Below are 24,919 nucleotides of genomic sequence, written 5' to 3'. Positions count from 1 at the left end.
GTCGGCAGGACTGTCGGCGGTCGCCGTCGCGACTTATGCCGGCTCAGCCTTGGGATCCGGCGGCACGGCGGGCTTGAGGCGCACGCCCCTGCCGCCGCGCTCGCTGGCCTGGTTCTCGCCGATCAGCTCCACCCCGGCCCCGTCGAGAGCCTGGATGACCTTCATCAGCGTATCGACCACGCCCCTGACCACGCCATCGCTCGCTTCCATGCGCTGGATGGTCGGAAGCGAGACGCCGGCGCGCTCGGCGAGCGTCTTCTGGTCGATGCCGGCCAAGGCCCTTGCGGCACGCATCTGCGCGGCAGTGATCATCGGCCGGAACCCATGTCTGAGTCTGCGGAAATAATGTATAATACCATTATTGTGATGCTTCAAGCATCATTGTCAACGCATTAGACGTAATCGCCGTCGCCTGATTGTTCATTTTCTTCGATACTCCCCTGAGGATTTCAAGCTAGGATGGTGTCCCATCGGGGCGGGGTAACGCGGTTGACCGTTTTCAAGGCTTTGATGATATCGGCATGCTTGCTATCGATGGTTCTGGCGCTGGGGGGCTGTGGTGGACACCTCATCAACAGATTGATCTGACGGCGAGGTCAGGCATCGTCGCTCACCGCCATGCGCCGCTGCAGAAGCCTCGCCACCAACCAGCATAGCATCGCCCAGGCGAAGCCGGCACACCAGCCGGCCAGCACGTCCGACGGCCAGTGGACGCCGAGATAGATGCGGCTGACGCCGACCAGCACCGTCGTGAGCACCGCCAGGAACAGCACGTAGATCTTGGTCGTCCGGCCCGGCAGGAAACGCGCCGCCAGCGAACCCAGCGTGAGATAGGTCACCGCCGACAGCATGGCATGGCCGCTCGGGAAGGAAAGCGACGTCTCGTTGACCAGATGCGAAACCAGTTCCGGGCGTGGCCGGTCGACGCCGACTTTCAGCAGGCTCGACAGCACCTGGCCGCCCGCCACGGCGACGAAGATGAGAAGCGCGGTCCCCCGCCTGCGGATCAAAAGCAGATAGATGATCGTCGCCGTGGTGATCAGCACCAGCACGCTGCTACTGCCGAGGCTGGTGATGTCGCGCATCGCTCCTTCCAGCCAATGCGGGCCGATGGGAACGCCGGGCTGGCCCGGCTGGCGGAAGGCGAGCAGGATCTCGGTGTCGAAACCATGCGGGATGGTGGCGCGTGCAAGCTCCATCAGCTCGACAAAACCCCAGAGGCCGCCAGCAATGACCAGGCCGGCGAGCAGAACCGGGAATTCGATGCGGTTGAGCAGAGGGCTTGCGTTGTCTTTCATGGGGCCGGTACCGCAGTCGTCATATCATCGCCCTTGCAGATAGGGCCCGAGCGTGATCAGCGCCACGGCGGCGATCGCCAGCATGATGCCGGTCGCCTGCAGCGCATTGACGCGCTCGCCGAAGAACACCAGCGCCACGACGTTGACCGAGACCAGCTGGATGACCGCCGATAGGCTGAACGATACCGACATGCCGAATTCGCGGATCAGCCGCAGCATGATCAGATTGCCCAGCGAATAGAGCGCGAGCGTCAGCAGGATCTTGCCCAGGCTGGGCGCCAGTCCCCATTGCTTAGCGGCGGTCGCAGCCAGCAGGAAGATCACCGTCGAAAAGCCAAGCTGCAGCAGTCCCGAAAAACTCAACGTCCCGTCCCCCTAGAAGCGGCTTTCGCCCGATATCGCGGACCTTGTTTCCGAAGCGCGCCGAGACGTCAAGCGACGTCATTCCAAGGTAGTGGGTCAGTTTGAAATTCATGTGCAGGATTTGCGAGCGGGTCTTGGTGTCGGATCGAAGGCGATCCCGACATCAAGCATGTCAGCACGTCATTTGCGGAACGCCAGAACCTTACCATGCGGATGCACATGCGCCGCTTCACCCGCCTGACAAACGGCTTCTCAAAGAAGGTAGAAGCCCATGCCAACGCGGTGGCGCTACATTTCATGCACTACAATTTTGTTCGCATCCATGCCACGTTGCGCATGACGCCTGCGATGGCCGCTGGCGTGACGGATAAGCGTTGGGAGATTGCGGACATCGTTGCGCTGATCGAAGCGAAGGAAGCCGAAAACCCAATGGTGCGCGGCCCCTATAAAAAGCGCATGGTCGCCGCATGAACATAGCGCAAGCGTCAGCAAGAGGACTGACAACCACGGTGCAACGATGAGCGAGAACGGCGGCCTTATTATCTACCCAGTGCCCAGCCTTGTAGCGACCCTGCTTAACCGGGAGCGAACAAAGGGTAGTCCTCTGACAGAGGAAGAGGTGGTCCAAATCCGCGACACCTGTCCGGCGATTGCGATGCCTCCGGAGGTTGCTCGACAGGTGGATGAGTCACGAGGCTATCTCGATATTGATCCAGAAAATTGTTGGGAAGAATGGCAGCGAGTTCGGGTGGAATTGGCCGAAGATTAAGGCATTCGCCGGGTTGACTTCCCGCAACCCCGAAATTTCAAACTGACCCACTACCCGTCAAGCGACGTCATTCCAACGAGGGTCTTGGCAACGGCGAGACCGAAGCTCAATGTGCCGGAATCGCCCAGCCTGTCGATAGAAGGGCGGTCAGGGGACCATGATTCGTATTCTTCAGAACTTGGCGCGGCGCTGGAGCGAGCTTTCCCTTGCCGTGCAATTCGTCGTTGCCGGCGGCTTTGGGCTCCTGGTCGTCATGCTGGTCATAGGGACTTGGGTGACGACGCAGATCCGGTACGGCGTCATTCGCAATTCGGCCGCCACGACGGCGCTTTATGTCGACAGCGTGATTGCGCCGCTGCTGCCTGACCTGCGCAAGAGCGAGCAGCTCAGCGAATCCGTCAAGCAGGCGCTCGACGAGACGCTCGGCCAGGGCGCGCTCGGCAAACGCCTGGCCTCGTTCAGGCTCTGGCGCCGCGACGGCACGGTGCTCTACGCGAAGGACGCGAATTTGATCGGCCGCCGCTTCGACCTGAACAAAAACCTGCGTTCCGCCTTCCAGGGCAGCGTCGCTGCCCAGTTCGATACGTTCGACGAGAACGAAGACAAGGAGCGGGCCGAGGGCGTGCCGTTGCTCGAGATCTACAATCCGGTGCGCGAACCCTGGTCCGGCGACGTGGTCGCCGTCACCGAATTCTATGAGGTAGCGACCGATTTCGAAGCCACCCTGGCTTCCGCCCTGCTGTCGAGCTGGCTGGTCGTGGCCGGCACCACCTTGACGGCATTCCTGCTTCTGTCGGGCATCGTCCTGCGCGCCAGCCGCACCATCGACGACCAGCGCGGGGCGCTGCGCCGCCAGGTGTCGGAGCTGCAGGGCCTGGTGACGCAGAACAGCGCCTTGCGGCAACGCGTGCAGCGGGCGTCACGCCGCGCCACCGCGCTGAACGAAAGATACCTGCGCCGGATCGGCGCCGACCTGCATGACGGCCCGGCCCAGCTCGTGGCCCTGGCGGCGCTGCGCATGGACAGTCCGGTGTTTACCGGCGACGGCCATGGCAGCGAAGGCCGCTCGACCGAGGTCGCCATGATCCGCAAGACGCTGGAGGACGCGATGCGCGAAATACGCGGCATCTGCACCGGCCTTGTGCTGCCGCAGATAGAAACGGCGGCGGCGGCGGTCGTGCTGCGGCTGGCCGTCGAGGAACATGAGCGCCGGACGGGAACGTCCGTGAGGCTCGCGCTGCCTGGACATTTGCCGGAGCTTGGCCCTTCTGAGAAGATCAGCATCTATCGCTTCGTGCAGGAGGGGCTGAACAATGCCTACCGTCACGGGCGGGGCAAGGATCAGGCGGTGCGTGCGGGCATGAAAAATAGCAGGCTTTTCGTTGAAGTGTCGGATGGCGGGCCGGGCTTCGATCCGGCGCGCGTCGAGGGGTTGGGGCTGGCCGGCCTCAGGGAGCGGGTTGAAAGCATTGGCGGACAGTTCGAAACCATCACCGGGCCGAAAGGCACGAAGCTGGTGATCCGTCTTTCGGTCGAGGAGCAAGCATGATGGGCGCCATTCGCATCGCTATTGTCGACGATCATCCGCTGTTCCGCGAAGGCGTGACGCGCAGCCTGTCGGAGATCGGAGGCTTCGAGATGGTCGGAGAAGGTGCGACCGCGCAGGACGCGGAACGCATCGCCTCGACCATGCAGCCCGACATATTGCTGCTCGACATTTCCATGCCGGGCGGCGGCCTGCCCGCGGTTGCAGGCATCCTTGCCGACCATCCCGCCCAGAAGATCGTCATGTTGACCGTTTCAGAGGCCAATGCCGATGTGACCAGGGCCCTGAACGCGGGGGTGCGCGGCTATGTCCTCAAAGGAGTCGGTTCGCGCTCGCTTGCCGATATCCTGCGCAACGTGGCGGCTGGCGAAAGCTATCTTTCGCCGACGTTGTCGGCCCGGCTGCTTTCCGATGTCCAGTCGCTGCAGCCTGCCAACGGCGTGGCTGACCGGCTGCGGCAACTCACCGGCCGACAGACCGAAATCCTGCGGCTGGTGGCGGAGGGACTGAGCAACAAGGAAGTTGCCTTGCGCCTGGAGCTGCAGGAGAAGACCGTCAAGCACCACATGACGGGGGTGCTGTCGAAACTCAACGTGCGAAACCGCACTGAAGCAGCCCTCATGATGCGCGAGGTTCGCGACCGCGAGAGGGACCGCTCATAGAGCATTGGAGCGCCGCGAAACGAGGTCACCTCCGCCGGGGGGCGGCGGAGGTGACGTGTGAAACTGGTCGTTGCCTGTTGACCAGCTTCACAAGGCCGAAATTCAGAGGGCCGAGATTCAGAGGGCTTTGAGACGGTTCACATCGGCCTGCGTGGCTCGCCGGTCGATGATCGTGCGGCCGAGCGCGTCCTTCATCCTGAAACGGCCGTTCTCGATCTTTTCCGTCAAGCCGTCGGGGTGCTGAACTGAAATCTGGCTGCCGTCCACGTCGACCTTATCGCCGGTCGTGGCGTTGACATGGCTGGAGTTGTCGTCGCCCTGGCCCTTGCCGGATCCCGCATCGCCACCGCCATTGTCGGAATTGCCGCCGCTATTTCCGTTGCCGTTGCCGTTGTTGCCGCCGCCGTTTCCGTTACCGCTATTTCCGCCGCTGTCTCCGCTGTTGCCGCCACCGCTATTCCCGTTGCCGCCACCATTTCCGTTGCCATTGCCGTTGTTGCCACCGCCGTTGCCGCCCTTGCCGGCAAGTGCGGTCGCAGGCTCGATCCCGGGGACGAAGCCATGGAAGGCAATTCCATAGGGAGCTATGGTCAGCGCCAGAAGAGCCGCCGATCCGAGAGCCAGACGGCAACAACGAGCCGTGATCGATCCGCGCATACTGATCTCCGTCGATTGAGCCGGCGCGCCCACCCCAACGTTGCAGTGCAACCAACATCGCCGAAAGACGTGGTGACCGGAAGCGACCTCCGACCGTTGCGTTTGTCTCCCAGGACCTTTGCAGGCGCAAGATTGGACCAAAGTCCCAGAGGGAGCGGCAGCGCGGATACGATGTCACGAAAATGTGATCAGCCGTCTGTAATGCGGTTGAACAGGCAACAAGCTCCAGAGGTTCCCATGACCGAACATCGCTCCCCCGACGCCCGATTCCGCACCAGCCTGCTCGAGGAAAACGAAGGCCCGGCCAACAATCCCAGCGAAAACAGAACGATGGGCGAGATCATCGCCGCGCGGTTTTCGCGCCGTGGCTTCCTCAAGGGTTCGCTTGCCGTCTCGGCGATCGCCGCCACCGTCAGCCCGCTGGCCATGATCGCCGCCGACGATGCCCGCGCCGCGGAAGGCTCCGCCTTCAAATTCGACGAACTCGAGGCCGGCATCGACGACAAGCACCATGTCGCGCCGGGCTACGACGCCGACGTGTTGCTGCGCTGGGGGGATCCGCTGTTTGCCGATTCGCCGGAATTCGACCCGACGAAGCAGTCGGCGCAAGCCCAGGCCAGGCAGTTCGGCTACAATAACGACTATGTCGGCTATATCGCGATCGACGGCTCGGTGGAACATGGTCTGCTGGTGGTCAACCACGAATACACCAATCCGCATCTGATGTTCCCGGGCATCGTCAAGATCGTCGAGAAGGACGGCAAGAAGTCGGCCGAAGTGGCGCCGCTCTCCAAGGAGCAGGTCGATGTCGAGATGGCCGCCCATGGCGGCACCATCGTCGAGATCCGCAAGGACGGCGGCAAATGGCAGGTGGTGCGCGACGGCAAGCTCAACCGCCGCATCACCTCCAATACCGAGATGACGCTGTCCGGCCCGGTCGCCGGCCATGACCGCGTCAAGACCAATGCCGATCCATCCGGAACGAAAGTTTTCGGCACGGTCAACAACTGTGCCGGCGGCGTCACGCCCTGGGGCACCTATGTGATGGCCGAGGAGAACATCCACGGCTATTTCTCCGGCGAGCTGCCGGAGGGCCACAAGGAGGCCGCCAACTACAAGCGCCTTGGCATCCCGGAAGGCGCCTATGAATGGGGCGCGCATTACGACCGCTTCAACCTCGCCAAGGAGCCGAACGAGCCCAACCGCTTCGGCTGGATCGTCGAGGTCGATGTCAACGACCCGAATTCGGTGCCGCGCAAGCGCACCGCCATGGGGCGCTTCAAGCATGAGGGCGCCGAATCGATCGTCGCCAAGGACGGCCGCGTCGTCTTCTACCTCGGCGACGACGAGCGCTTCGACTACGTCTACAAATTCGTCACCAAGGGCATGTTCAACGCCGGCGACCGCGCGGCCAACAAGGATCTGCTCGACGACGGCACGCTGCATGTCGCCAAATTCGCCGAGGACGGCTCGGTCGAATGGATGCCGATCGTGTTCGGCCAAGGTCCGCTGACTGCGGAAAACGGTTTTGCCGGCCAGGCCGACGTGCTGATCGAGACGCGCCGCGCCGCCGACCTGCTTGGCGCCACCAAGATGGACCGGCCCGAAGACATCCAGCCCAATGCCGGCAACGGCAAGGTCTATGTCATGCTGACCAACAATTCCAAGCGCAAGGCTGACCAGATCGACTCCGCCAACCCGCGCGCCGGCAACGCCTTCGGCCACATCATCGAGATCGTCGAGGACGGCGGCGATTTCGCCGCCACGAAGGGCAAGTGGGAAGTGCTGCTGAAATGCGGCGACCCGTCGGTGGCCGATGTCGGTGCCACCTTCTCCACCGCGACGACGGCCAATGGCTGGTTCGGCATGCCCGACAATTGCGCGGTCGATTCGGCCGGGCGCCTGTGGGTCGCCACCGACGGCCAGGGCCCGAAGGCCACCGGCCGCACCGACGGCCTGTGGGCGGTGGACACAGAGGGATCGGCGCGGGCGACCTCGAAACTGTTCTTCCGCGTGCCGATCGGCGCCGAAATGTGCGGCCCGCTGTTTGCGCCGGACGATCAGACCGCCTTCGTCGCCGTCCAGCATCCGGGCGACGGTGGCGAGGACTGGGAAGCGTTTGGCAGGCCCTCCTATTATGAGGACCCGTCGACCCGTTGGCCCGATTTCAAGCCTGACATGCCGGTGCGGCCGGCGGTCGTGGCGATCACCAAACAGGGTGGCGGCAAGATCGCCGTCTGACGTCGGGCGAGATGGAACACGAGAGGGGTTTCGGGATCCGGAGCCCCTCTTTTGTGTGGTATTGTATTCAAGCCTCGGGAAAGATTGGCAATTTACACATGGCGCCCTAGATCACGATCAGGAGATCATCGCCATGCCCAAGTCGATCTACGACCGCGGCCTGCTCAAACCTGACGAAGTGGCCACCTTGCAGCGTGTCTTCGATGAAGCCTGTCGCCGACGCGAAGCGCATCCCGAATCCGCCGAGGCGCGTGAATTGGCTCTCACCTTGCTTGCCCTCTACAATGCCGGCATGGTCGAGGAGGAGATGCTGACCGAGGCTGTCGGTTTCCGGCGGCTGGAGCCGAAATCAGCGTGAGGTGCCCGGCTGACCGGCGATCCGCCTGGCGATCGCCTTGGCCAGTATGGCGGCATTGGCGAAGCAGCCGCGGATGCTCGGCCGCATGCCGGTGAACCACAGGCCGGGCAGTTTCGGATCGGCCTGGCCGCCGTTGAAGAGCGGAACGCCCTTCTCGTCGAGCACGCCGAGATCGCCGACCATGCGCTCCAGTCCGGTGCGGTAGCCCGTCGCCGCAATGACGATGTCGGGAGCGATCAGGCTGCCATTGGCCAGGATAACGCCGTCGCGGGTGAACTCCCGTATGGCCGGAACCACCACGGTCCTGCCCGATTTGATGGCATCGACGGCGCCGTCGTCCGCGGCGATGGCGGTATAGTCCGAAGTCAGGCGGCTGGCGCCGCCGGCAGGTGCCGGCGGCATGCCGAATTTGGTGAGATCGCCGAAAACCAGGCGCTGCGTCACCGCCATAACCGCATCGGCGACGCGCAGCGGCAGGCGCGCCATGAACGGCGAGAGACGGTGCACGGCGATCTTGCCGACGCGCTTGGGCAAGAGAGCGGGACCGTTGCGGGCCGACAGCCAGACAGCGGCGGTGTCGATGCCCGCCAGATGATTGAGGGCGTCGAAGCCCGAATTGCCGGCGCCGACAACCAGCACCTTCTTGCCCGCATAGGCCCGGGCGTCGCCAAAATCCGCCGAATGGATGATCCGGCCCGCGAACGCCTGCATGCCCTGCCATTGCGGCGTGAAGGGTTCCCGGTCGCGGCCGGTGGCGACGACGACATGACGTGCCAGGCGCGCGCCGGCGCTGGTGCGCACGATCCAGTGGTCGCCCCCGGACACGATGGCCTCGACGGAGACGCCAAACTCCACCGGCAAACGGTTCACCTCATGGAAATCGTTCATATGGCGGATGACGACATCCCGATGCGGAAAGGCGGGGGTACCCTTGGGATAGGCAAGGCCGGGCAGCGCCGAGAGATCGCGGTGGGTGTTGAGGTGCAACTGTTCGTGGCGCCGGCGCCAGGGCTCGGCCAGCCGGCTTTCCTTCTCCAGGACCGCCGTCGCCACGCCGGCCTTGATCAAGGCCTGCGCGACAGCCAGCCCGGCGGCGCCGGCGCCAATGACGATTGCCGGCTCGACCGCCGCCAACTGCTCCATCATCGGTCTGGTTGTCGTATCAGCCATTCACCCTCTAATCCCATTCGCCCTTGCGGCACCCCGCGAGGCTCGCAGGCCGCTGTAACCGTTTGATAGCGCGCAGACCTCACACGGCGGATCGGTGCCGATTGCCGAAGCCTGCATCCGGCCGCGGCTGCGTTCCAGCGCATTGCGCCGCCACCCGGAAACAGTTCGCACCGCGGAAAATGCGGCCAAAGCAAAGACATCGAGTGGATTGCACGCTTCTGTCCGAATACATCCAGCCCTATATGGCATATCAGCGGCATCGGCGATAATCAGGTCGCGGCAATGTGATTGATTCGAGGTCCGGGGATGGTGGGCCTCTTCTGACGGCGCAGGAATTCGAACCCGTACCCGACTCGGCTTCCCGCCAGAAATCAAGGCGCCACGGCGGTCTTGCGTGCCATTCAAGGCATGCGGCGCCGCAGACGGCACGTGGAATCCTCGACCATGCCCTCCTTGCGGATCTATTTCGACAAAATCCTCGAGGGCGCTTCGCCCAAGGTCGAGCGACTGGCGCTGACGCATGTCGAACGGCTGGCGCTTGTTCGCCGTCATGGCGACTTCTCGCTCGCCTATTCCACCGCCGTGCAGGGCAAGCTGTCCTATTTCGGCGACGCGGACGGCTACATCGCCTTCGGCACCAAGATGAAGCATCATTTCGCGCTCGGGGATCCGGTGGCGGCGCCGACGCAGCGGCCAGATTATATCAGACGCTTCGTCGAGAGCGCCGGCGGCCCATGGTTCGTGCAGATCGGTGAACAGACCGCCCAGGTCCTTGCCGGCCTCGGCTACAAGATCAGCCGGCTGGGCATCGATACCCGCCTGCCGCTGCCCGACCATGATTTTTCCGGCAAGCGCAACGAGACGGTGCGCTATTCCGAGCGCTGGCTGTTGAAGAAAGGCTTCTCCTTCGAAGAGGACAAGCGCACGATCCACCTCGACGAGATCTCCCGGCTCTCTCAAAATTGGCGCGGCGACCGCATCGTCAAGCGCTGGGAGATGGGCTTCCTCAACCGCCCGTTCTACGATCAGCTCGGCATCGACATGCGCCGTTTCGTCCTGCACGGTCCCGATGGCGAGCTGGTCGCCCTGCTCGACTTCGATCCGTTATTCGCCGACGGCAAGGTGATCGGCTATACCACCGCCTTCAAGCGCAAGCATATCGATGCCTCGCCGCATGCCGAGATCGGCCTGACCAAATTCGCCGTCGACCGCTTTCGCGAGGAAGGCATTTCGGTGGTGACGCTCGGCCTGTCGCCGCTGGTCGATATTGGCCCGAGCGGATTTGCCGAAAGCGAATTCTGGCGCAACACCTTCCAGCGCGCCTACGATTCGCCCTGGGTCAACCGCCGCAGGTTCAACCTGCAGGGACAGGCGGCATTCAAGCGCCGCTTCCACGGAGTCGAGGAGCCGGTCTATATCGCCTTTCGCGAGGGGACCTATATCGAGATGCTAGGGTTGCTGCGGCTGGTCAAGGCCATTTGACTGCTGGTTCCTCGCCCCCGCAGAGCGGGGGAGAGGTGGCTCGGGCGAAGCCCGAGACGGAGAGGGGGCGCGCCATTCGCGAAGCCAAGACACGGTGAAGAACGGGCGCGCGAGACTGGCCTAGATAGCACGCCCACAAGGCGACCTTTCTCGGTTACCGCGAAGACCCCTCTCCGTCCCGGCTTCGCCGGGCCACCTCTCCCCACTTTCGTGGGGCGAGGAACCCGAGTTCCGGGAAGCCGCGTCAGTTCCGCAGCCGGTAACCGGTCCGGAATATCCAGGCGACGATCGCGATGCAGACGGCCAGGAACACCAGCGTCATGCCTAGGCTGATGCCGACCGAGACATCGGCCTTGCCGTAGAAACTCCAGCGGAATCCGCTGATCAGGTAGACCACCGGGTTGAACAGCGTGATCGTCTTCCAGATGCCCGGCAGCATATGGATCGAATAGAAGCTGCCGCCGAGGAAGGTCAGCGGGGTGACGATCAGGAGCGGCACCAGCTGCAGTTGCTCGAAGCTTTTCGCCCAGATGCCGATGATGAAGCCGAACAGGCTGAAGGTCACGGCCGTCAGGATCAGGAAGGCGAGCATCCAGAACGGATGTTCGATGTGCAGCGGCACGAACAGCGAGGCCGTGGCCAGGATGATCAGGCCGAGGATGATCGACTTGGTGGCGGCACCACCGACATAGGCGATGACGATCTCCAGATAGGAGACCGGCGCCGACAGGAGCTCGTAGATCGAGCCTACGAATTTTGGGAAATAGATGGCGAAGGAGGCGTTGGAGATCGACTGCGTCAAGAGCGACAGCATGATCAGCCCCGGCACGATGAAGGCGCCGTAGCTGATGCCGTCGATTTCGGTGATGCGCGATCCGATGGCCGAGCCGAAGACGACGAAATAGAGCGATGTCGAGATGACCGGCGAGATGATGCTCTGCAGCACGGTGCGGAACGCACGCGCCATCTCGACCCGGTAGATCGCCCACACCGCACGTAGATTCATGGCTGCGCGCAGGTTCATGGCTCTTGCCTCAGGAGATTGACGAATATCTCTTCGAGCGAGCTGTTCTTGGTGTCGAGATCGCGGAACTGGACGCCGGCCGCTTCGAGATCGCGGATCAGCGAGGCGACGCCCGGCCGGTCGCTCTGGTTGTCATAGGTGTAGGTAAGCTGGCTGCCGTCCGGTGACAGTTCGAGCGCGTAGCGCGAGAGCCCGTCGGGGACGCTGCCGAGCGGCGCGCGCAGCTCCAGCCTGACCTCCTTGCGGCCGAGCTTGAGCATCAGTTCGGCCTTGTCCTCGACCAGGATGATCTCGCCGCGGTTGATGACGCCGACGCGGTCGGCCATGGCCTCGGCTTCCTCGATATAGTGCGTGGTGAGGATGATCGTGACGCCGTCCTCGCGCAGCCGGCGCACCATTGCCCACATGTCCTGGCGCAGTTCGACGTCGACGCCGGCGGTCGGTTCGTCGAGGAACAGGATGCGCGGCTCATGCGACAGCGCCTTGGCGATCATCAGCCGCCGCTTCATGCCGCCCGACAGGGTGATCGCCTTGGAGTCCTTCTTGTCCCACAGCGACAGATCGCGCAGCACCTTCTCGACAAAGGCCGGATTGGCCGGCCTGCCGAACAGGCCGCGGCTGTAATTGACGGTTGCCCAGACGCTCTCGAAGGCGTCGATGGTGAGTTCCTGCGGCACCAGCCCGATCAGGCTGCGCGCGGCGCGATAGTCCTTGTTGATGTCGTGACCGTCCACGGTGACGGTGCCCGACGAGCGGTTGACGATGCCGCAGACGATCGAGATCAGCGTCGTCTTGCCGGCGCCGTTGGGACCGAGCAGGGCGAAAATCTCGCCGCGCTGGATATCGAGATTGACTTCCTTGAGCGCGGTGAAGCCGGTGGCGTAGGTCTTGGAGACCCCGGAAATGGACAGAATGGAGGGCATGGCTGAAAACGGCTGCTTGAAAGAGGTGACTTGATATAGGCCTGTTGTCGCCCAGTGCAACCGCAAGTCAATGCCCTGCTGCCAGTTCTGGACATTGAAAGCATCGGCCGGCCGGAAACACCTCGCTTATGTCGGGTAAAATTGTCCTGTGGCGTTCAGCCTCGCGGCAGGACGCCGCTTTGACCTGCCCCCGCTTCGGGCCTATCCTTCGCCAGTATTGGAGCAATTCCAGGAAAAGTGTGAAGCGGTTTTCCTGGAATTGCCCGAAATAAGTAATAAGCAGTCGGAGCCCGCCATGGACCCGCTCATTCTCTCGCGCATGCAGTTCGGCGCGAATATCTCGTTTCATATCCTGTTTCCAACGATCACCATTGCCCTTGGCTGGGTGCTGCTGTTCTTCAAGCTGCGCTACAACGCGACCAATGATTCCGCCTGGATGCGCGCCTATTTCACGTGGGTGAAGGTGTTCGCGCTGTCCTTTGCCATGGGCGTGGTTTCGGGCGTCACCATGAGCTTCCAGTTCGGCACCAACTGGCCGGGCTACATGGAGCATGTCGGCAACATCGCGGGGCCGCTGCTCGCCTACGAGATCCTCACCGCCTTCTTCCTCGAGGCGGCCTTCCTCGGCATCATGCTGTTCGGCTTCCGCCGCGTCTCCAACCGCGTCCACACGCTGGCGACGGTGCTGGTCGCCGGCGGCACCACGCTGTCGGCGTTCTGGATCATCGCGCTCAATTCCTGGATGCAGACGCCGGCCGGCTTCGAGATGCGCGATGGCGTCGCGCACGCCGTCGACTGGTGGGCCATCGTCTTCAACCCGTCCATGCCCTACCGGCTGGTGCACATGCTGCTCGCCTCGGGGCTTACGGTCTCGTTCCTGATCGCTGGCCTGTCGGCGCTGCGCTACCTCAAGGGCGACCGTTCGGAATCGATGTGGAAGGCGCTGCGCACCGGCGTCTTCACCGCCGCCATCCTGATCCCGATCCAGATCCTGGCCGGCGACCAGCATGGGCTGAACACGCTGGAACACCAGCCGCAGAAGATCGCCGCCATGGAGGCCAATTGGAACACCGGCCCCAACGTGCCGCTGGTGCTGTTCGCGCTGCCCGACGAGGCGGCGAAGGGAAACAAATTCGAGGTCACGATCCCGGACGGGGCCAGCCTTATCCTGCGGCACAGCACCGACGGCGTCGTGCCGGGGCTGAACGATTTTCCGGGCAACCACCCGCCGGTCTTTCCGCTCTTCTGGAGCTTCCGCATCATGGTCGGCACCGGGCTTTTGATGCTTGCCGTCGCGTGGTCGGCCGCCTTCTTCCTCAAGCGCCGGCACTCGCTGCCGAGGCCGCTCGCCCTGCTGATGGTGCCGATGGCGCTGTCGGGCTGGCTGGCGACGCTGGCCGGCTGGTACACGACCGAGATCGGCCGGCAGCCCTGGCTGGTGACCGGCGTGCTGAAGACAGCGGACGCCGTCGGTCCGGTGGCCGGCAGCCATGTCGCGCTGACGCTTGCCGTCTACCTCCTCCTCTACGTGCTTTTGCTGATCGCCTATCTCGGCGTGCTGGTGCACCTGGCGCTGAAGGCGGCCAAGGATGGCGACACCTCACCGCTGCCGGGTGTTCTCAACGCAGCGCTGTCGCAGCCGGCCGCGGGAGAGTGAAAAGATGACCTACGACTGGCCGACGCTGCTGCCCCTCATCTTCGCCGGCCTGATGGGCCTCGCCATCCTGATCTATGTCATTCTCGACGGGTTCGACCTCGGCATCGGCATCCTGTTCGCCGCCGCCGAGGACACCGAGCAGGACACGATGATCGCCGCCATCGGCCCGTTCTGGGACGCCAACGAAACCTGGCTGGTGCTGGCCGTCGGCCTGCTGCTGGTCGCCTTCCCATTGGCGCATGGCGTCATCCTCACCGCGCTCTACATCCCGGTCTTCGTGCTGCTGGTCGGGTTGATCCTGCGCGGCGTCGCCTTCGATTTCCGCGCCAAGGTGCCCGCTGGCCGGAAGCACCGCTGGAACCGCATCTTCTTTCTCGGCTCGCTCATCGCCTCGCTGGCGCAAGGCTATATGCTGGGCGTCTACGTGCTCGGCCTCGATGTCGGCATTGGCGGCATGGCGTTCGGCGCGCTGGTGGCGTTCTGCCTGGCAGCGGCCTACGCGGCGATGGGCTCCGCCTGGGTGATCTACAAGACCGAAGGCGAGCTGCAGAAGAAGGCGGCGCGCTGGCTGCGCACCGCACTTGTGCTGACCGCACTCGGCATGGCTGCCGTATCGCTGGCGACACCCTTCGCCAGCCCGCGCATCTTCGACAAATGGTTCGTCTGGCCGCAGATGCTCTATCTGTCGCCGCTGCCGATCCTGTCGGCGCTGCTGTTCCTCTGGCTGTGGCGGCAGACCTTCCATCTGCCGAGGCCCGACGACCGCCATGCGCTGACGCCGTTCCTGACGCTGGCCACCATCTTCGCGCTCGGCTTTGCCGGCCTTGCCTGGTCGTTCTACCCCTATGTGGTGCCCGATCGCCTGACCATCTGGCAAGCGGCGTCGGCGACCGAAAGCCTGGCCATCATCCTGGTCGGCACCGTCGTGGTGCTGCCTATCATCATCTTCTATTCGTTCTACGCCTACCGCGTGTTCGGTGGCAAGGCGACGGATCTGACCTACGATTGAGGTTCTGACCGACGATTGGGACGGGCGGCGGATCAGTCGTGCGGTTCAGATCAGCCCGCTGTCGCGCGCGGCGGCGGTGGCCTCGCCGCGCGACACGGCCTCCAGCTTGCCCAGCACCGCCGAGACGTGGTGGTCGACGGTTTTGGGCGAAATGGCGAGGTGTTCGGCGATGCGCTTGTTGGACAAGCCGCGCTCGATCAGCTGCAGCACTTCCATCTGGCGCTCGGTCAGGCCGGCGCGATTGGCACGCGTGGTGCGTCGCGGGCCACGGGCGATGTGAATGACGCCGCTTCGGCGCATGATGTCGCGCACGTGCTGGGCGACCGGCCGGGCGCCCAGCGCCTCGATTATCTCCAGCGCCACCCGCTGCGCGGCCTCATCGCCCTGGGCAAGCGCCAATGCGCGTTCGTAAGGTGCGTCGAGCTCGTCCCAGGCCGAGGCCGCGCCACGCCAGTCACCGGTGAGCAGCATCCTGTATGGCAAGGCCATGCCGGCCGTCTCTCCGGGGTCGGTATCCGGCGCCAGCATCTGCCGCCAGACGGCCAATTCGGCAAAGACCGCCCGCGTCGGTGACAGGCCCTCGGCAAGCCCGATGAGCCGCAGCGCCTCGTCCTTGTCTCCCTGCCCAAGCCAGGCCTGTTCGGCAACCACCGCCGCGTAGGGCAGCAGCCGCTGCAGTTCGATCCCCTTTTCCAGAAATTGCTTCATCTCCGCCAGAAGCGGCTCGGCCGATGGGTCGCCGCGCCGAAGGCGCAGTTTCACCAGCGCGACCAAGGCGGGATAGCGCACCAGGGCCGTGGCCTGGTCGTTGCCAATCACATCCAGCGCCTCGGAAGCCGCCTCATCCCAGCATCCCTGGCGCAGCCGCAACTGTGCGCGCACGCCGTGCATATAGTCGCGCCATGTCGCCAGATCGTTCTCGACGCAATAGTCGATGCCGCGATCGAGGAAGAGTTGAGCCTCGCGGTAGTCGAGCTGGTTCATGCCGCCACAGGCGCAATTGGTGAAGGCGCGTGCTGCGTGCTCCTGGAAATTCTCCTGCAGCGCGATTTCGAGGCTGCGGGCAAGGTGCCGCCGGCTGCTGGCCAGATCCAGCCACTGCTCGGCGGCGCCGACATTGTTGAGGGCGTGGCAGACGACATCCGGCCGGTTCAATCGCTCGGCGAGTTCTATCGCCCTGGAGCCCAGCGACAATGCCTCATGCAGTCGTTCGGCCAGCATCGCCAGCTGCGAAAGGTTCGAATAGGCCATGGCAAGTTCGGCACTGGGCCCAACGGCCTCCAGCAAAGCGACCGCCTGGGCGCCGAACCGGTCGGCGGCCTGTCGGTCGCCCAGGAGATAGGCGAAGCGTGAGAGCCATCTGAGGCTGTCGCCTTCCTTCAGCCTGTTGCCGAGTGCCTGCTGCAGTGCGCGCGCCTGCTCCTGCGCCTTGATGGCCTCGTCGATGCGCGCGATCAAATGGCACTCGAAGGCATACTGCTCGTAAAGCCCGGCGCGCTCTTGCGCCGGCAAGGTGTCGGCCTGGCGCAAGGCGACCTCATAATACCCGGCGGCGTCACGGTGGGCGCCAACGCGGGAAGCCTCGCGGGCGGCGACCGGGGCCAGTTCACGCACCGTCTCCAGATTGTGCGCCTCCACCGCGTGATGGACCAGCCGCGCGGTGGCGATGTCGCTCCTTTCGAGCAGCGCCGACAAAGCGCGCTGGTTGAACGCGCGCCGGTGGCTGCTCGTCAGCATCGTCTCGATGGCGCGACGGGCGATCTCGTGGCGAAACGCATAAGCGTCGCCCAGATCGTCCAGCAAACCATTGGAGACACATTCCGCCAGCTGGCCGGCACTGGCCACGCCGCACAGGCCCGCCAGCGCCCAGGCGTCGGCACGCCTGGGAAATACCGAGACGGCGTCGAGCATCGAACGGGCACCAGCCGACAGACGTTCGGCGCGCGCGAGCACCGCGTCGCGCACACTGGCCGGCAACGCCGTTTCGCATTCGCAGCTCAACAGTTCGGTGACGAAAAAGGCGTTGCCGGCGGTCGCCCGGTAGATGGCATCGCCGTCTCGACCGGCGGCACCGGCAAGCGACAGCACCGCCGCTTCGCTCAAAAGCGGCACGTCGATGCGTGCAACGCTGCCGGCTGGGATTTCGCCCAGCGCGCGACGCACGCGCATCTGCCCCTCACTGCGGTCCGTGCGCGCCGTCAACAGCAGCAGGATGTGGGTGTTGGCGATGCGGCGGCCGAGAAAGCGAACGAAGTCGAGCGTCGCGTCATCGGCCCAGTGCAGGTCCTCGATCACCAGAAGCGTCGCGCCCGTTCTTGCCTCGAAGACATCCAATGCGTCGGAAAACAGCGGCAGCCGCTCTCCCCGCCGCGCGTCGACCGCCTGCGGCATAGCCCATTGCGCCTCGCGCGCAAGATCGTAAAGCGGCCCGAGAGGATCGGGAATCGACAGGTCTTCGCAGGCACTGCGAAAGATGCGCGCACGCGCGCCGGCTTCGCCGATGAAGGCCTCGACAAGCGCCGACTTGCCGGCTCCCGCTTCGCCCGACAACGCCGCCACGTGACCGCGGCCGCGCTCGGCCTGTACCAGCAAGCCGTCCAATTGCGCCAGCTGTGTCTGCCGTTCCAGAAGCATGGTCATTGGCTCATGTGGCTGCGGCCGAAGCACCCCAGCTCGACACCAGGGTAGCCGGGCTCGGTATCTGCTTTGTGGCTCCTGGACTAAACGCCGTTAACATGGGGAATCGTCCCGTCAAACATAGGGAAAGGTTCCGATGCGCGCCCTTCAGGGGCGTGGTCATGTCCAGCCGCGCTCAATTCGAGCGCGTCCAACGGAAAAGGTAACCTCGATATGCCCCGTTACGTGGTTGAACGTACATTTCCTGCCGGTCTCAGCGTGCCGATGAACGATGCCGGCGCCGAAGCCCTTGCCGGCGTGATCATGCGCAATGCGGAGAAGGGTGTCACCTGGGTGCAGTCCTTCGTGTCGCCCGACAAGAAGCAAAGCTTCTGCATCTATGACGCGCCTTCGCCGGAGGCGATCCGCAGCACTGCCCAGAAGAACTCCCTGCCTGTCGACAAGATCACGGAGGTACGGGTTCTTGACCCTTACTTTTACCGCCCATGAAAGTCCGATCGCCCAGCGCAACGGCGACATGTCCGACATGCCAGCCAGCGACACGGTTCCTGCCATGGGAGATGGCCGCCGGGCGTGGGGCCTGCCCCGCCGCCTGTGGCGGATCGTGTCGGCGCTTCCCGCACAATTGGCGGGCAGGCATCGGCCACCGGAAGGCGACTATCTGAGACGCGACATCGGATTGCCGGAGCGCGAAGAGCTGCCCCACTACTGGGACTTCACCCGGTTCTAACCACCGATACATCCGGACATCTGGCTTCGCGCGGGGGAGCGACTGCTCCGGCGCACATCAAAAACGAGGAAAGAATATGAACATCCATCTATGGACCAAACATCTCATCAACCTGTCGATCCTGTCGATCGCGGCCACGGCGGCGAATGCCCATGATACCGGCGCGCTGGACGAGAAGGTGCGGGCAGCCAATGGCCGCTTCGAAAATGTGGCGATGGCCATCGCCGAAGGCTATGCGCCGATCCCTTGCGCCAGCGGCATCACCGGCGGTGCCATGGGCATCCACTACGTCAATGCCGCCTATCTGAAAGACGATGACGTCGATCTCGCCAAGCCGGAGGCGGTGATGTACGAGCCGATGGCCGATGGCAAGCTCAGGCTTGTTGCCGTCGAATACATCACCTCGAAAGGCCCGGCCTCGCTGGGAGGGCAGCTGTTCAATTTCAACAGCGCTCCCAACCGCTACGGCTTGGGGGCTTTCTACGAACTGCATGTCTGGGCGTGGAAGAAGAACCCTACCGGGACCTTTGCCGACATGAACCCTGACGTGTCGTGCGATGCCATGAAGGCCGACGGCATGTAGCCGGCCTTCGCCAACGCATCCATTGCCCACCCAGGCGGGGGCGGGCCGGAGACGATTGGTCTCGGGGACACTCGCCCCCGGACGTCGCGGCAACGTCAGTTCGAAGCCGACAGCACCAGCACCGGCTTTTCGCTGTAGAGCGCCGGGAACAGCGCCTTCAAATTCGCCACCTTGGGCAGGTCGTTGTAGGCGATGTAGGGATAGGTCGGGTTCAGCGTCAGGAAATCCTGGTGGTAGTTCTCGGCCGGGTAGAAGGTCTTGCCGGTCTCCAGCGTGGTGACGATGGGTCCGGAAAACACCTTGGCCTTGTCGAGCTGGGCGATGTAGCTCTGCGCGATCTTCTTCTGCGCGTCGTTTTCGGCAAAGATCGTCGAGCGGTACTGGGTGCCCGAGTCCGGCCCTTGGTAGTTGAGCTGGGTCGGATTGTGGGCGACCGAGAAATAGACCTGCAGCAGCTGGCCATAGGTGACCTTGGACGGATCATAGGTGATCTCGACGGATTCCGCGTGGCCGGTGCGGCCTGTGCCGACCGTCTCGTAGACGGCGTTCTCCTTTGATCCGCCGGTGTAGCCGGACACCGCCTTGCTGACACCCTTGACGTGCTGGAACACGCCCTGCACGCCCCAGAAGCAGCCGCCGGCGAAGATCGCCTTTTCGCTGCCCGAGGCTGCCTTTTCGTCCACCGCCGGCGGCGGGATCTTCACCGCGTCCTCGGCGGATATTGCCGGCGTCAGCCAGAAGGCTGCGCCCGCGACGGCAAGGGCGAGTGCGGCGAGCGCACCCCGGACAACGCCCATCGAACGGTTGTTGATATTGGTCATGGTTGCACTCCTCATGGCTTCCATTGGGATCAGTCTATTGGATCAGCTACGGTGGCGCGATGCGTGAGTTGCGGCGGAGGCTCACATTCGCGTGCGCCCCCGGACCTCAAGCCTTTCCCGGGGTTGCTCCGGCAACTGTCCCCGGCTGGACAGGGAGCCCGCCAGGGACAGAAGGCCCCGCACCAATCTCAATTGGCCGTGGCATCCGTTGCCGGCTTCATGGCATCGGTCGCCGGTTTCATCGCATCCGTGGCGGGCTTCATGGCATCCGTAGCGGGCTTCATGGCGTTGGTGGCCATCGGGTCCGCCGGCTTCATCGCCTCGGTTGCCGGCTTCATGGCATCCGCTGCCGGCGCCATCGCGTTGGCGGCGGGCTTCATCGCATTGGTGGCGTCGTCGGCGCGCGCGATGCCGCCGGCAAACAGCGCGGTCGAGCAGAGGGCCAAAGCGAGCGCAGGCAGCGTCAGGCGGGAGAAATTGGTCATGATAGGTTTCCTTGTGGGGTTGGTGGCACGCCCTTTTGGGCGGCCGGGCTCTTGCACCGCTGCCCATGCGGCGGGGCAAATTTCTGCTTGGCAAATCTGCGCCTGAACGTGATTGCTGCTTGATGCATGTCGTCGTCGCAAAACCGAGGTCACTTTTGGGCGACATGCATTAGTTGGCGGCGGCGGCCAGGATCGGCCCGCCGCCGGGCGACTGCACCAGCACGGCGGTGCTGAGGCCGCCCGAGGCCGCCGGCAGGCCAAGCGTCTTGGCCTCGCCGGTCCAGCTGCCGAGTTTTGTCAGTGCATGCACGACATTGGCGTGCGGCAAGGTGCGGCCGGTGTTTTCGCCGCGCGCCACCGGCACCTCGACGACGCCCTTGGTGTAGCGCACCAGCCAGACATCGGCGTGGCCGCCCGGCGCCGAGCCGGCGCCGATCGCGACCTTGCCGCCCTCGAGCGACAGCGACGGGCCGCCGGTCTTGCCCGTGGCGGCGATCAGATGTTCGATCTGGCCGGGTGCGGCGCCGACGACATCGGCATGGCCGTTGACCACCACCTGCGGCGTGAACGGCCCGTCATGGCCGAGCTGCGGCTCGTAGGAAACCTGGCGCTGGGTGAATTCCTGCTTTCCGAACGTGTCCTTCCAGCCGAGATAGTCCCAGTAGGTGACGTTGAAGGACAGCGCCAGCACGCCGGGCCGGTCCTTGACCTTGATGAGGTTGGCATTGGCCGGCGGGCAGGACGAACAGCCCTGGCTGGTGAAAAGCTCGACCACGGTGAGTGGCTGGGCGACGGCGCCGGCGAGCGAGCCGGCGAGCGCCAGCGCGGCGAGGCCGGACAGTGCGAGGAACCTGCTAGACATGACTGGCGACATCGGCTTGCTCCCTGGGAGGGCGCCACGATGCGCCCGTCATGTCCCCACTTCGCCGCCGCTACGAACTTCGTTACAACGCTCACCGGTTTGTGATTGGGGCGCCCTTTTCTTTGCGGGCGTCGGAGATTGGCGAAAACGGTCGCCGCATCCAATCTCCCCCCTCGTGGGGGAGATGTCCGGCAGGACAGAGAGGGCGTCGTAGAGCGGCTACGCCGGTGCGTTTAAACAGACGACGGGAAATTGCCGGGAAAAGCCGGGCGGATATCGTGGATCTGGCAAGGTCGGTGGGGCAGCGCCCCCCTCTGGCCTGCCGGCCATCTCCCCCACAAGTGGGGAGATCGCCAGCGTCACTGCGTCAGCGCGGTGTCCGAGGGCCGCTTGTTGAAGTCGCATTTGCCGGTGACGTTGTAGAAGAAGTCGGCGTTGGTGACAGGCGCCGGGACCGGGTTGCCGCCGTCTTCCCAGGCCTGATAGGCTGTCGAGCCGCAAGGCACGAGGCCGAAGATATCGACGACCTGGCCGGTCGCGGTCTCATTATAAGTGACAGCGTTGGTCACCGGATCCTTGACCCCGCTGTAGAGTCGGTTGGAGGTGGTCGGATCATTCGACTTGAGGTACTGCGGGTTCCCTGATGGCACATACATCTGCAGACTGAGGCCACCCATCTGGCTGACGTCGATCGATGCGCCGGGGCCGTTGGCGGGATACATCGTGTCGACGCAGTAATAGTACGTGCCATTCGCATCTTTCTGGAGCGTCACACCGGCGGGTGGGTTTCTGCCAAGGCTGCAGACCTGCGTCTGGACCAGCGTGGTGACGGTTCTGCCAGCTGAATCGGTGGTGAGGACGTTGACATTGGTGGTGCCATAGCCCTTCGGATCTCCGGTGCCGCCATATTTATAGTCGATCGTCATCAGCGCCTTGGCCGTCGTCGCGCCGAATTGCGTGCCGTAAAGCGTCATCGTCTTGTTCCAGTAACCCGACACGCCGGAGACCTTGAAGGTGGCCTGGACCAGCGCTGGCGGCTTGCTGACCGCTGCGCCCACGGCGATCGGCACGGTGTTGATCCTGGCGATGCTCATGAACACGGTCGGCATGGCGAAACTTGCCGTGGCCTGCGCGGTGGTGGCGGTGGCGGTGGTGCCGGCCACGAAATTGGTCAGCGTCGCGGTGCCTTGTCCGCCGTTGGCTATGAAGGAATTCTGCAGCAGCGTCTGGCGCTGCGCCAACGTCGACGTGGTGTCCATTGTGGTGATCGTCAGGATCGCGGCATCCAGCGCCTGCTGCTGGTTGGACCTGGTCTGGACCGCGCTGGTATAGTCGACCGAAAAGCCGATGACCGCGATCAGCGGCATCAGGCTCACCAGGAAGAGCGGCATCATCGACCCGCTGCGGGAACGGGCAAAGCCGAGCAAAATCCTGAACATTTCCAACCCCCGACAGACATTAGCGTTCGTGCACTTACCACACGGCCGGCAAACCAAGGTCTAATGTGATCGATCAAAGTTTACGCATTCTTCGCCCACGGGGCGGTTTTCGCGGTTTTTTGGCTGATGTCACCGCTTTGTGAGCGGCAAGGGAGCCCTTGCGCCGCAAGCCTTGCCGCCGCTTGCCGCCCCTGCTAAAGCGCGCGGCATGAGCACGCCCCTCGACCACATCAGAAATTTCTCCATTGTCGCCCATATCGACCATGGCAAATCCACGCTTGCCGACCGCCTGATCCAGTCCACCGGCGGGCTGGAGTTGCGCGACATGAAGGAACAGGTGCTGGACTCGATGGACATCGAGCGCGAGCGCGGCATCACCATCAAGGCACAGACGGTGCGGCTGAAATACCGCGCCAACAATGGCGAGGACTATATCCTCAACCTCATCGACACGCCCGGCCATGTCGACTTCGCCTATGAAGTGTCGCGCTCGCTGGCCGCCTGCGAGGGCTCGCTGCTGGTGGTCGACGCTTCCCAGGGCGTCGAGGCGCAGACGCTGGCCAATGTCTACCAGGCGATCGACAACAACCACGAGATCGTGGTGGTGCTGAACAAGGTCGATCTGCCGGCCGCCGAGCCCGAGCGCATCCGCGAGCAGGTCGAGGAGGTGATCGGCATCGACGCTTCCAACGCCGTGCTGATCTCGGCCAAGACCGGGCTTGGCATTCCCGACGTGCTCGAAGCCATCGTCCACCAATTGCCGCCGCCGCGCGAAGGCGATGCCACGGCGCCGCTCAAAGCCATGCTGGTCGACAGCTGGTACGATGCCTATCTCGGCGTCATCGTGCTGGTGCGCATCATCGACGGCGTGCTGAAAAAGGGCCAGACCATCCGCATGATGGGCACGGGTGCCAAATACCTGGTCGAGCGCACCGGCGTGTTCACGCCCGCCCGCATCAATGTCGACGAGCTCGGCCCCGGCGAGTTCGGTTTCTTCACCGGCTCGATCAAGGAAGTGGCCGACACCCGCGTCGGCGACACCATCACCGAGGACAAGCGCCAGACGGCGCACGCCCTGCCCGGCTTCAAGCCGGCGCAGCCGGTGGTGTTCTGCGGCCTGTTCCCGGTCGACGCCGCCGACTTCGAGGATCTGCGCGCCGCCGTCGGCAAGCTGCGCCTCAACGACGCTTCCTTCTCTTATGAGATGGAAACCAGTGCCGCGCTCGGCTTCGGCTATCGCTGCGGCTTCCTTGGCCTGCTGCATCTCGAAATCATCCAGGAGCGGCTGGAGCGCGAGTTCAACCTCGACCTGATCGCCACCGCGCCATCGGTCGTCTACCGGCTGCTGCTCAATGACGGCTCGGTGAAGGAACTGCACAACCCGGCCGACATGCCCGACGTGGTGAAAATCTCGGCCATCGAGGAGCCGTGGATCCGCGCCACGATCCTGACCCCCGACGACTATCTCGGCGGCATATTGAAACTCTGCCAGGACCGGCGCGGCATCCAGGCCGACCTGTCCTATGTCGGCAAGCGTGCCATGTTGACCTACGATCTGCCGCTCAACGAAGTCGTCTTCGATTTCTACGACCGGCTGAAGTCGATTTCAAAAGGCTATGCCTCCTTCGACTATCACCTGACCGACTACCGCGAAGGCGACCTGGTGAAGATGTCGATCCTGGTCAACGAGGAGCCGGTCGACGCGCTGTCGATGCTGGTCCACCGCACGGCGGCGGAAAAGCGCGGCCGGCAGATGTGCGAGAAGCTGAAGGAGCTGATCCCGCACCACCTCTTCAAGATCCCGATCCAGGCCGCGATCGGCGGCAAGGTCATCGCCCGCGAAACCATCTCGGCGCTGCGCAAGGACGTCACCGCCAAATGCTACGGCGGCGACGTAAGCCGCAAACGCAAGCTGCTCGACAAGCAGAAAGAGGGCAAGAAGCGGATGCGGCAGTTTGGGAAAGTGGATATCCCGCAGGAGGCGTTTATCCAGGCGCTGAAGATGGGCGATTGAGGACACTTTCGCGCGATGCATACCTCAGGCGCAAGTTACTGCTGCCTTGCGTTAAGATGCAAAAATCAATTAACTTCCACTAGCAAACGGCGGAATGACGGATACGCCAGACGAGGGTGGTGGGGAATGAGTGGTGATCGGGATGCTTTAGCTGCGCTCATCGAGGGTTATCATCTTCGTTTCCCCTTC

The 24,919-nt window shown here is 63.9% G+C and carries 24 protein-coding genes and 1 pseudogene; 13 read left to right on the top strand and 12 right to left on the bottom strand.

Annotation, left to right across the window (positions count from 1 at the left end; translation table 11 throughout):
- Nucleotides 1-33: 33 nt before the first annotated feature.
- The 3 genes from C7I87_RS33640 to C7I87_RS33630 form a co-directional block, all read right to left on the bottom strand.
- On the bottom strand, nucleotides 34-312 hold the full coding sequence (locus C7I87_RS33640) for a helix-turn-helix domain-containing protein (RefSeq protein WP_149908237.1): 279 nt from the start codon (nucleotides 310-312) through the stop codon (nucleotides 34-36).
- A 284-nt stretch (nucleotides 313-596) separates the two neighbouring features.
- Entirely contained in the window at nucleotides 597-1,298 is a 702-nt protein-coding gene (locus C7I87_RS33635) for a phosphatase PAP2 family protein (RefSeq protein ID WP_149908236.1), read from the bottom strand.
- Between the two features lie 24 nt (nucleotides 1,299-1,322).
- Nucleotides 1,323-1,661: a hypothetical protein gene (locus C7I87_RS33630; RefSeq protein ID WP_010912538.1), complete on the bottom strand. Its 339-nt coding sequence runs from the start codon at nucleotides 1,659-1,661 to the stop codon at nucleotides 1,323-1,325.
- Nucleotides 1,662-1,805: 144 nt separating this feature from the next.
- On the opposite strand from C7I87_RS33630, the pseudogene C7I87_RS33625 reads away from it, so the two are divergent.
- From C7I87_RS33625 to C7I87_RS33610, 4 genes and pseudogenes are all read left to right on the top strand, one after another.
- Nucleotides 1,806-2,132: pseudogene (locus C7I87_RS33625) on the top strand (IS1 family transposase); the annotation flags it as partial.
- Between the two features lie 46 nt (nucleotides 2,133-2,178).
- Nucleotides 2,179-2,430 carry a hypothetical protein gene (locus C7I87_RS33620; RefSeq protein ID WP_149908235.1) on the top strand — a complete coding sequence of 84 codons (252 nt, stop codon included), beginning with the start codon at nucleotides 2,179-2,181 and terminating at the stop codon, nucleotides 2,428-2,430.
- Between the two features lie 157 nt (nucleotides 2,431-2,587).
- Nucleotides 2,588-3,979, top strand: coding sequence for a sensor histidine kinase (locus C7I87_RS33615; protein WP_149908234.1), 1,392 nt, complete (start codon nucleotides 2,588-2,590; stop codon nucleotides 3,977-3,979).
- Nucleotides 3,976-4,638 (top strand): response regulator, encoded by a 663-nt coding sequence (locus C7I87_RS33610; protein ID WP_149908233.1) that lies wholly within the window; start codon nucleotides 3,976-3,978, stop codon nucleotides 4,636-4,638. Before C7I87_RS33615 ends, C7I87_RS33610 begins: the two co-directional genes overlap by 4 nt.
- A 117-nt stretch (nucleotides 4,639-4,755) precedes the next feature.
- Here the strand turns inward: C7I87_RS33610 and C7I87_RS33605 are convergent, their stop codons facing one another.
- Complete coding sequence (locus C7I87_RS33605; RefSeq protein ID WP_149908232.1) at nucleotides 4,756-5,295, bottom strand: hypothetical protein; 540 nt, start codon at nucleotides 5,293-5,295, stop codon at nucleotides 4,756-4,758.
- A 237-nt stretch (nucleotides 5,296-5,532) separates the two neighbouring features.
- Here C7I87_RS33605 and C7I87_RS33600 point away from each other — a divergent pair, with 237 nt between their 5' ends.
- The gene (locus tag C7I87_RS33600; protein ID WP_149908231.1) at nucleotides 5,533-7,536 is read left to right on the top strand and encodes a PhoX family protein; all 2,004 of its coding nucleotides are present in this window, start codon (nucleotides 5,533-5,535) and stop codon (nucleotides 7,534-7,536) included.
- A 133-nt stretch (nucleotides 7,537-7,669) separates the two neighbouring features.
- Entirely contained in the window at nucleotides 7,670-7,894 is a 225-nt protein-coding gene (locus C7I87_RS33595; protein WP_149908230.1) for a hypothetical protein, read from the top strand.
- Here C7I87_RS33595 and C7I87_RS33590 read toward each other — a convergent pair.
- Complete coding sequence (locus tag C7I87_RS33590; RefSeq protein ID WP_149908229.1) at nucleotides 7,886-9,064, bottom strand: flavin-containing monooxygenase; 1,179 nt, start codon at nucleotides 9,062-9,064, stop codon at nucleotides 7,886-7,888. The two genes, C7I87_RS33595 and C7I87_RS33590, sit on opposite strands and share 9 nt — an antisense overlap.
- A gap of 444 nt (nucleotides 9,065-9,508) precedes the next feature.
- On the opposite strand from C7I87_RS33590, the gene C7I87_RS33585 reads away from it, so the two are divergent.
- The gene (locus C7I87_RS33585) at nucleotides 9,509-10,546 is read left to right on the top strand and encodes a phosphatidylglycerol lysyltransferase domain-containing protein (protein WP_149908228.1); all 1,038 of its coding nucleotides are present in this window, start codon (nucleotides 9,509-9,511) and stop codon (nucleotides 10,544-10,546) included.
- 244 nt (nucleotides 10,547-10,790) lie between these two features.
- On the opposite strand, the gene C7I87_RS33580 is transcribed toward C7I87_RS33585, so the two are convergent.
- Nucleotides 10,791-11,552, bottom strand: coding sequence for an ABC transporter permease (locus C7I87_RS33580; protein ID WP_027146438.1), 762 nt, complete (start codon nucleotides 11,550-11,552; stop codon nucleotides 10,791-10,793).
- Between the two features lie 14 nt (nucleotides 11,553-11,566).
- Nucleotides 11,567-12,493 (bottom strand): ABC transporter ATP-binding protein, encoded by a 927-nt coding sequence (locus C7I87_RS33575; protein WP_149908227.1) that lies wholly within the window; start codon nucleotides 12,491-12,493, stop codon nucleotides 11,567-11,569.
- A 295-nt stretch (nucleotides 12,494-12,788) separates the two neighbouring features.
- Here C7I87_RS33575 and C7I87_RS33570 point away from each other — a divergent pair, with 295 nt between their 5' ends.
- Together C7I87_RS33570 and C7I87_RS33565 are read left to right on the top strand one after the other, a co-directional pair.
- Complete coding sequence (locus tag C7I87_RS33570; RefSeq protein WP_149908226.1) at nucleotides 12,789-14,150, top strand: cytochrome ubiquinol oxidase subunit I; 1,362 nt, start codon at nucleotides 12,789-12,791, stop codon at nucleotides 14,148-14,150.
- A 4-nt stretch (nucleotides 14,151-14,154) separates the two neighbouring features.
- The gene (locus C7I87_RS33565) at nucleotides 14,155-15,159 is read left to right on the top strand and encodes a cytochrome d ubiquinol oxidase subunit II (RefSeq protein ID WP_149908225.1); all 1,005 of its coding nucleotides are present in this window, start codon (nucleotides 14,155-14,157) and stop codon (nucleotides 15,157-15,159) included.
- Between the two features lie 45 nt (nucleotides 15,160-15,204).
- On the opposite strand, the gene C7I87_RS33560 is transcribed toward C7I87_RS33565, so the two are convergent.
- Entirely contained in the window at nucleotides 15,205-17,799 is a 2,595-nt protein-coding gene (locus C7I87_RS33560) for an ATP-binding protein (RefSeq protein ID WP_246696526.1), read from the bottom strand.
- 210 nt (nucleotides 17,800-18,009) lie between these two features.
- On the opposite strand from C7I87_RS33560, the gene C7I87_RS33555 reads away from it, so the two are divergent.
- From C7I87_RS33555 to C7I87_RS33545, 3 genes are all read left to right on the top strand, one after another.
- Nucleotides 18,010-18,285: a DUF4242 domain-containing protein gene (locus C7I87_RS33555; protein WP_149908224.1), complete on the top strand. Its 276-nt coding sequence runs from the start codon at nucleotides 18,010-18,012 to the stop codon at nucleotides 18,283-18,285.
- Nucleotides 18,260-18,526, top strand: coding sequence for a hypothetical protein (locus C7I87_RS33550; protein ID WP_149908223.1), 267 nt, complete (start codon nucleotides 18,260-18,262; stop codon nucleotides 18,524-18,526). Before C7I87_RS33555 ends, C7I87_RS33550 begins: the two co-directional genes overlap by 26 nt.
- 76 nt (nucleotides 18,527-18,602) lie before the next feature.
- A complete protein-coding gene (locus tag C7I87_RS33545) occupies nucleotides 18,603-19,109 on the top strand; it encodes a hypothetical protein (protein ID WP_149908222.1) in 507 nt (168 codons plus the stop codon).
- 95 nt (nucleotides 19,110-19,204) lie between these two features.
- On the opposite strand, the gene msrA is transcribed toward C7I87_RS33545, so the two are convergent.
- The 4 genes from msrA to C7I87_RS33525 form a co-directional block, all read right to left on the bottom strand.
- Nucleotides 19,205-19,930, bottom strand: a complete 726-nt coding sequence (msrA, locus tag C7I87_RS33540; RefSeq protein ID WP_149908221.1) for a peptide-methionine (S)-S-oxide reductase MsrA — start codon at nucleotides 19,928-19,930, stop codon at nucleotides 19,205-19,207.
- Between the two features lie 188 nt (nucleotides 19,931-20,118).
- Nucleotides 20,119-20,415: a hypothetical protein gene (locus C7I87_RS33535; RefSeq protein ID WP_149908220.1), complete on the bottom strand. Its 297-nt coding sequence runs from the start codon at nucleotides 20,413-20,415 to the stop codon at nucleotides 20,119-20,121.
- Nucleotides 20,416-20,584: 169 nt separating this feature from the next.
- Complete coding sequence (locus tag C7I87_RS33530) at nucleotides 20,585-21,289, bottom strand: DUF1223 domain-containing protein (protein ID WP_149908219.1); 705 nt, start codon at nucleotides 21,287-21,289, stop codon at nucleotides 20,585-20,587.
- A gap of 347 nt (nucleotides 21,290-21,636) precedes the next feature.
- Nucleotides 21,637-22,716, bottom strand: a complete 1,080-nt coding sequence (locus tag C7I87_RS33525) for a TadE/TadG family type IV pilus assembly protein (protein WP_149908218.1) — start codon at nucleotides 22,714-22,716, stop codon at nucleotides 21,637-21,639.
- A 208-nt stretch (nucleotides 22,717-22,924) separates the two neighbouring features.
- Between C7I87_RS33525 and lepA the strand changes: the two genes are divergently transcribed.
- Nucleotides 22,925-24,730 (top strand): translation elongation factor 4, encoded by a 1,806-nt coding sequence (lepA, locus tag C7I87_RS33520; protein WP_149908217.1) that lies wholly within the window; start codon nucleotides 22,925-22,927, stop codon nucleotides 24,728-24,730.
- The last annotated feature ends 189 nt before the right edge of the window (nucleotides 24,731-24,919 follow it).

Origin of the sequence: Mesorhizobium sp. SARCC-RB16n, assembly GCF_008520305.1 — a bacterium.
Classification (GTDB): domain Bacteria; phylum Pseudomonadota; class Alphaproteobacteria; order Rhizobiales; family Rhizobiaceae; genus Mesorhizobium.
The sequence above is the reverse complement of the archived record's forward strand: the minus strand, read 5'-3'. Positions and strand labels throughout refer to the sequence as shown.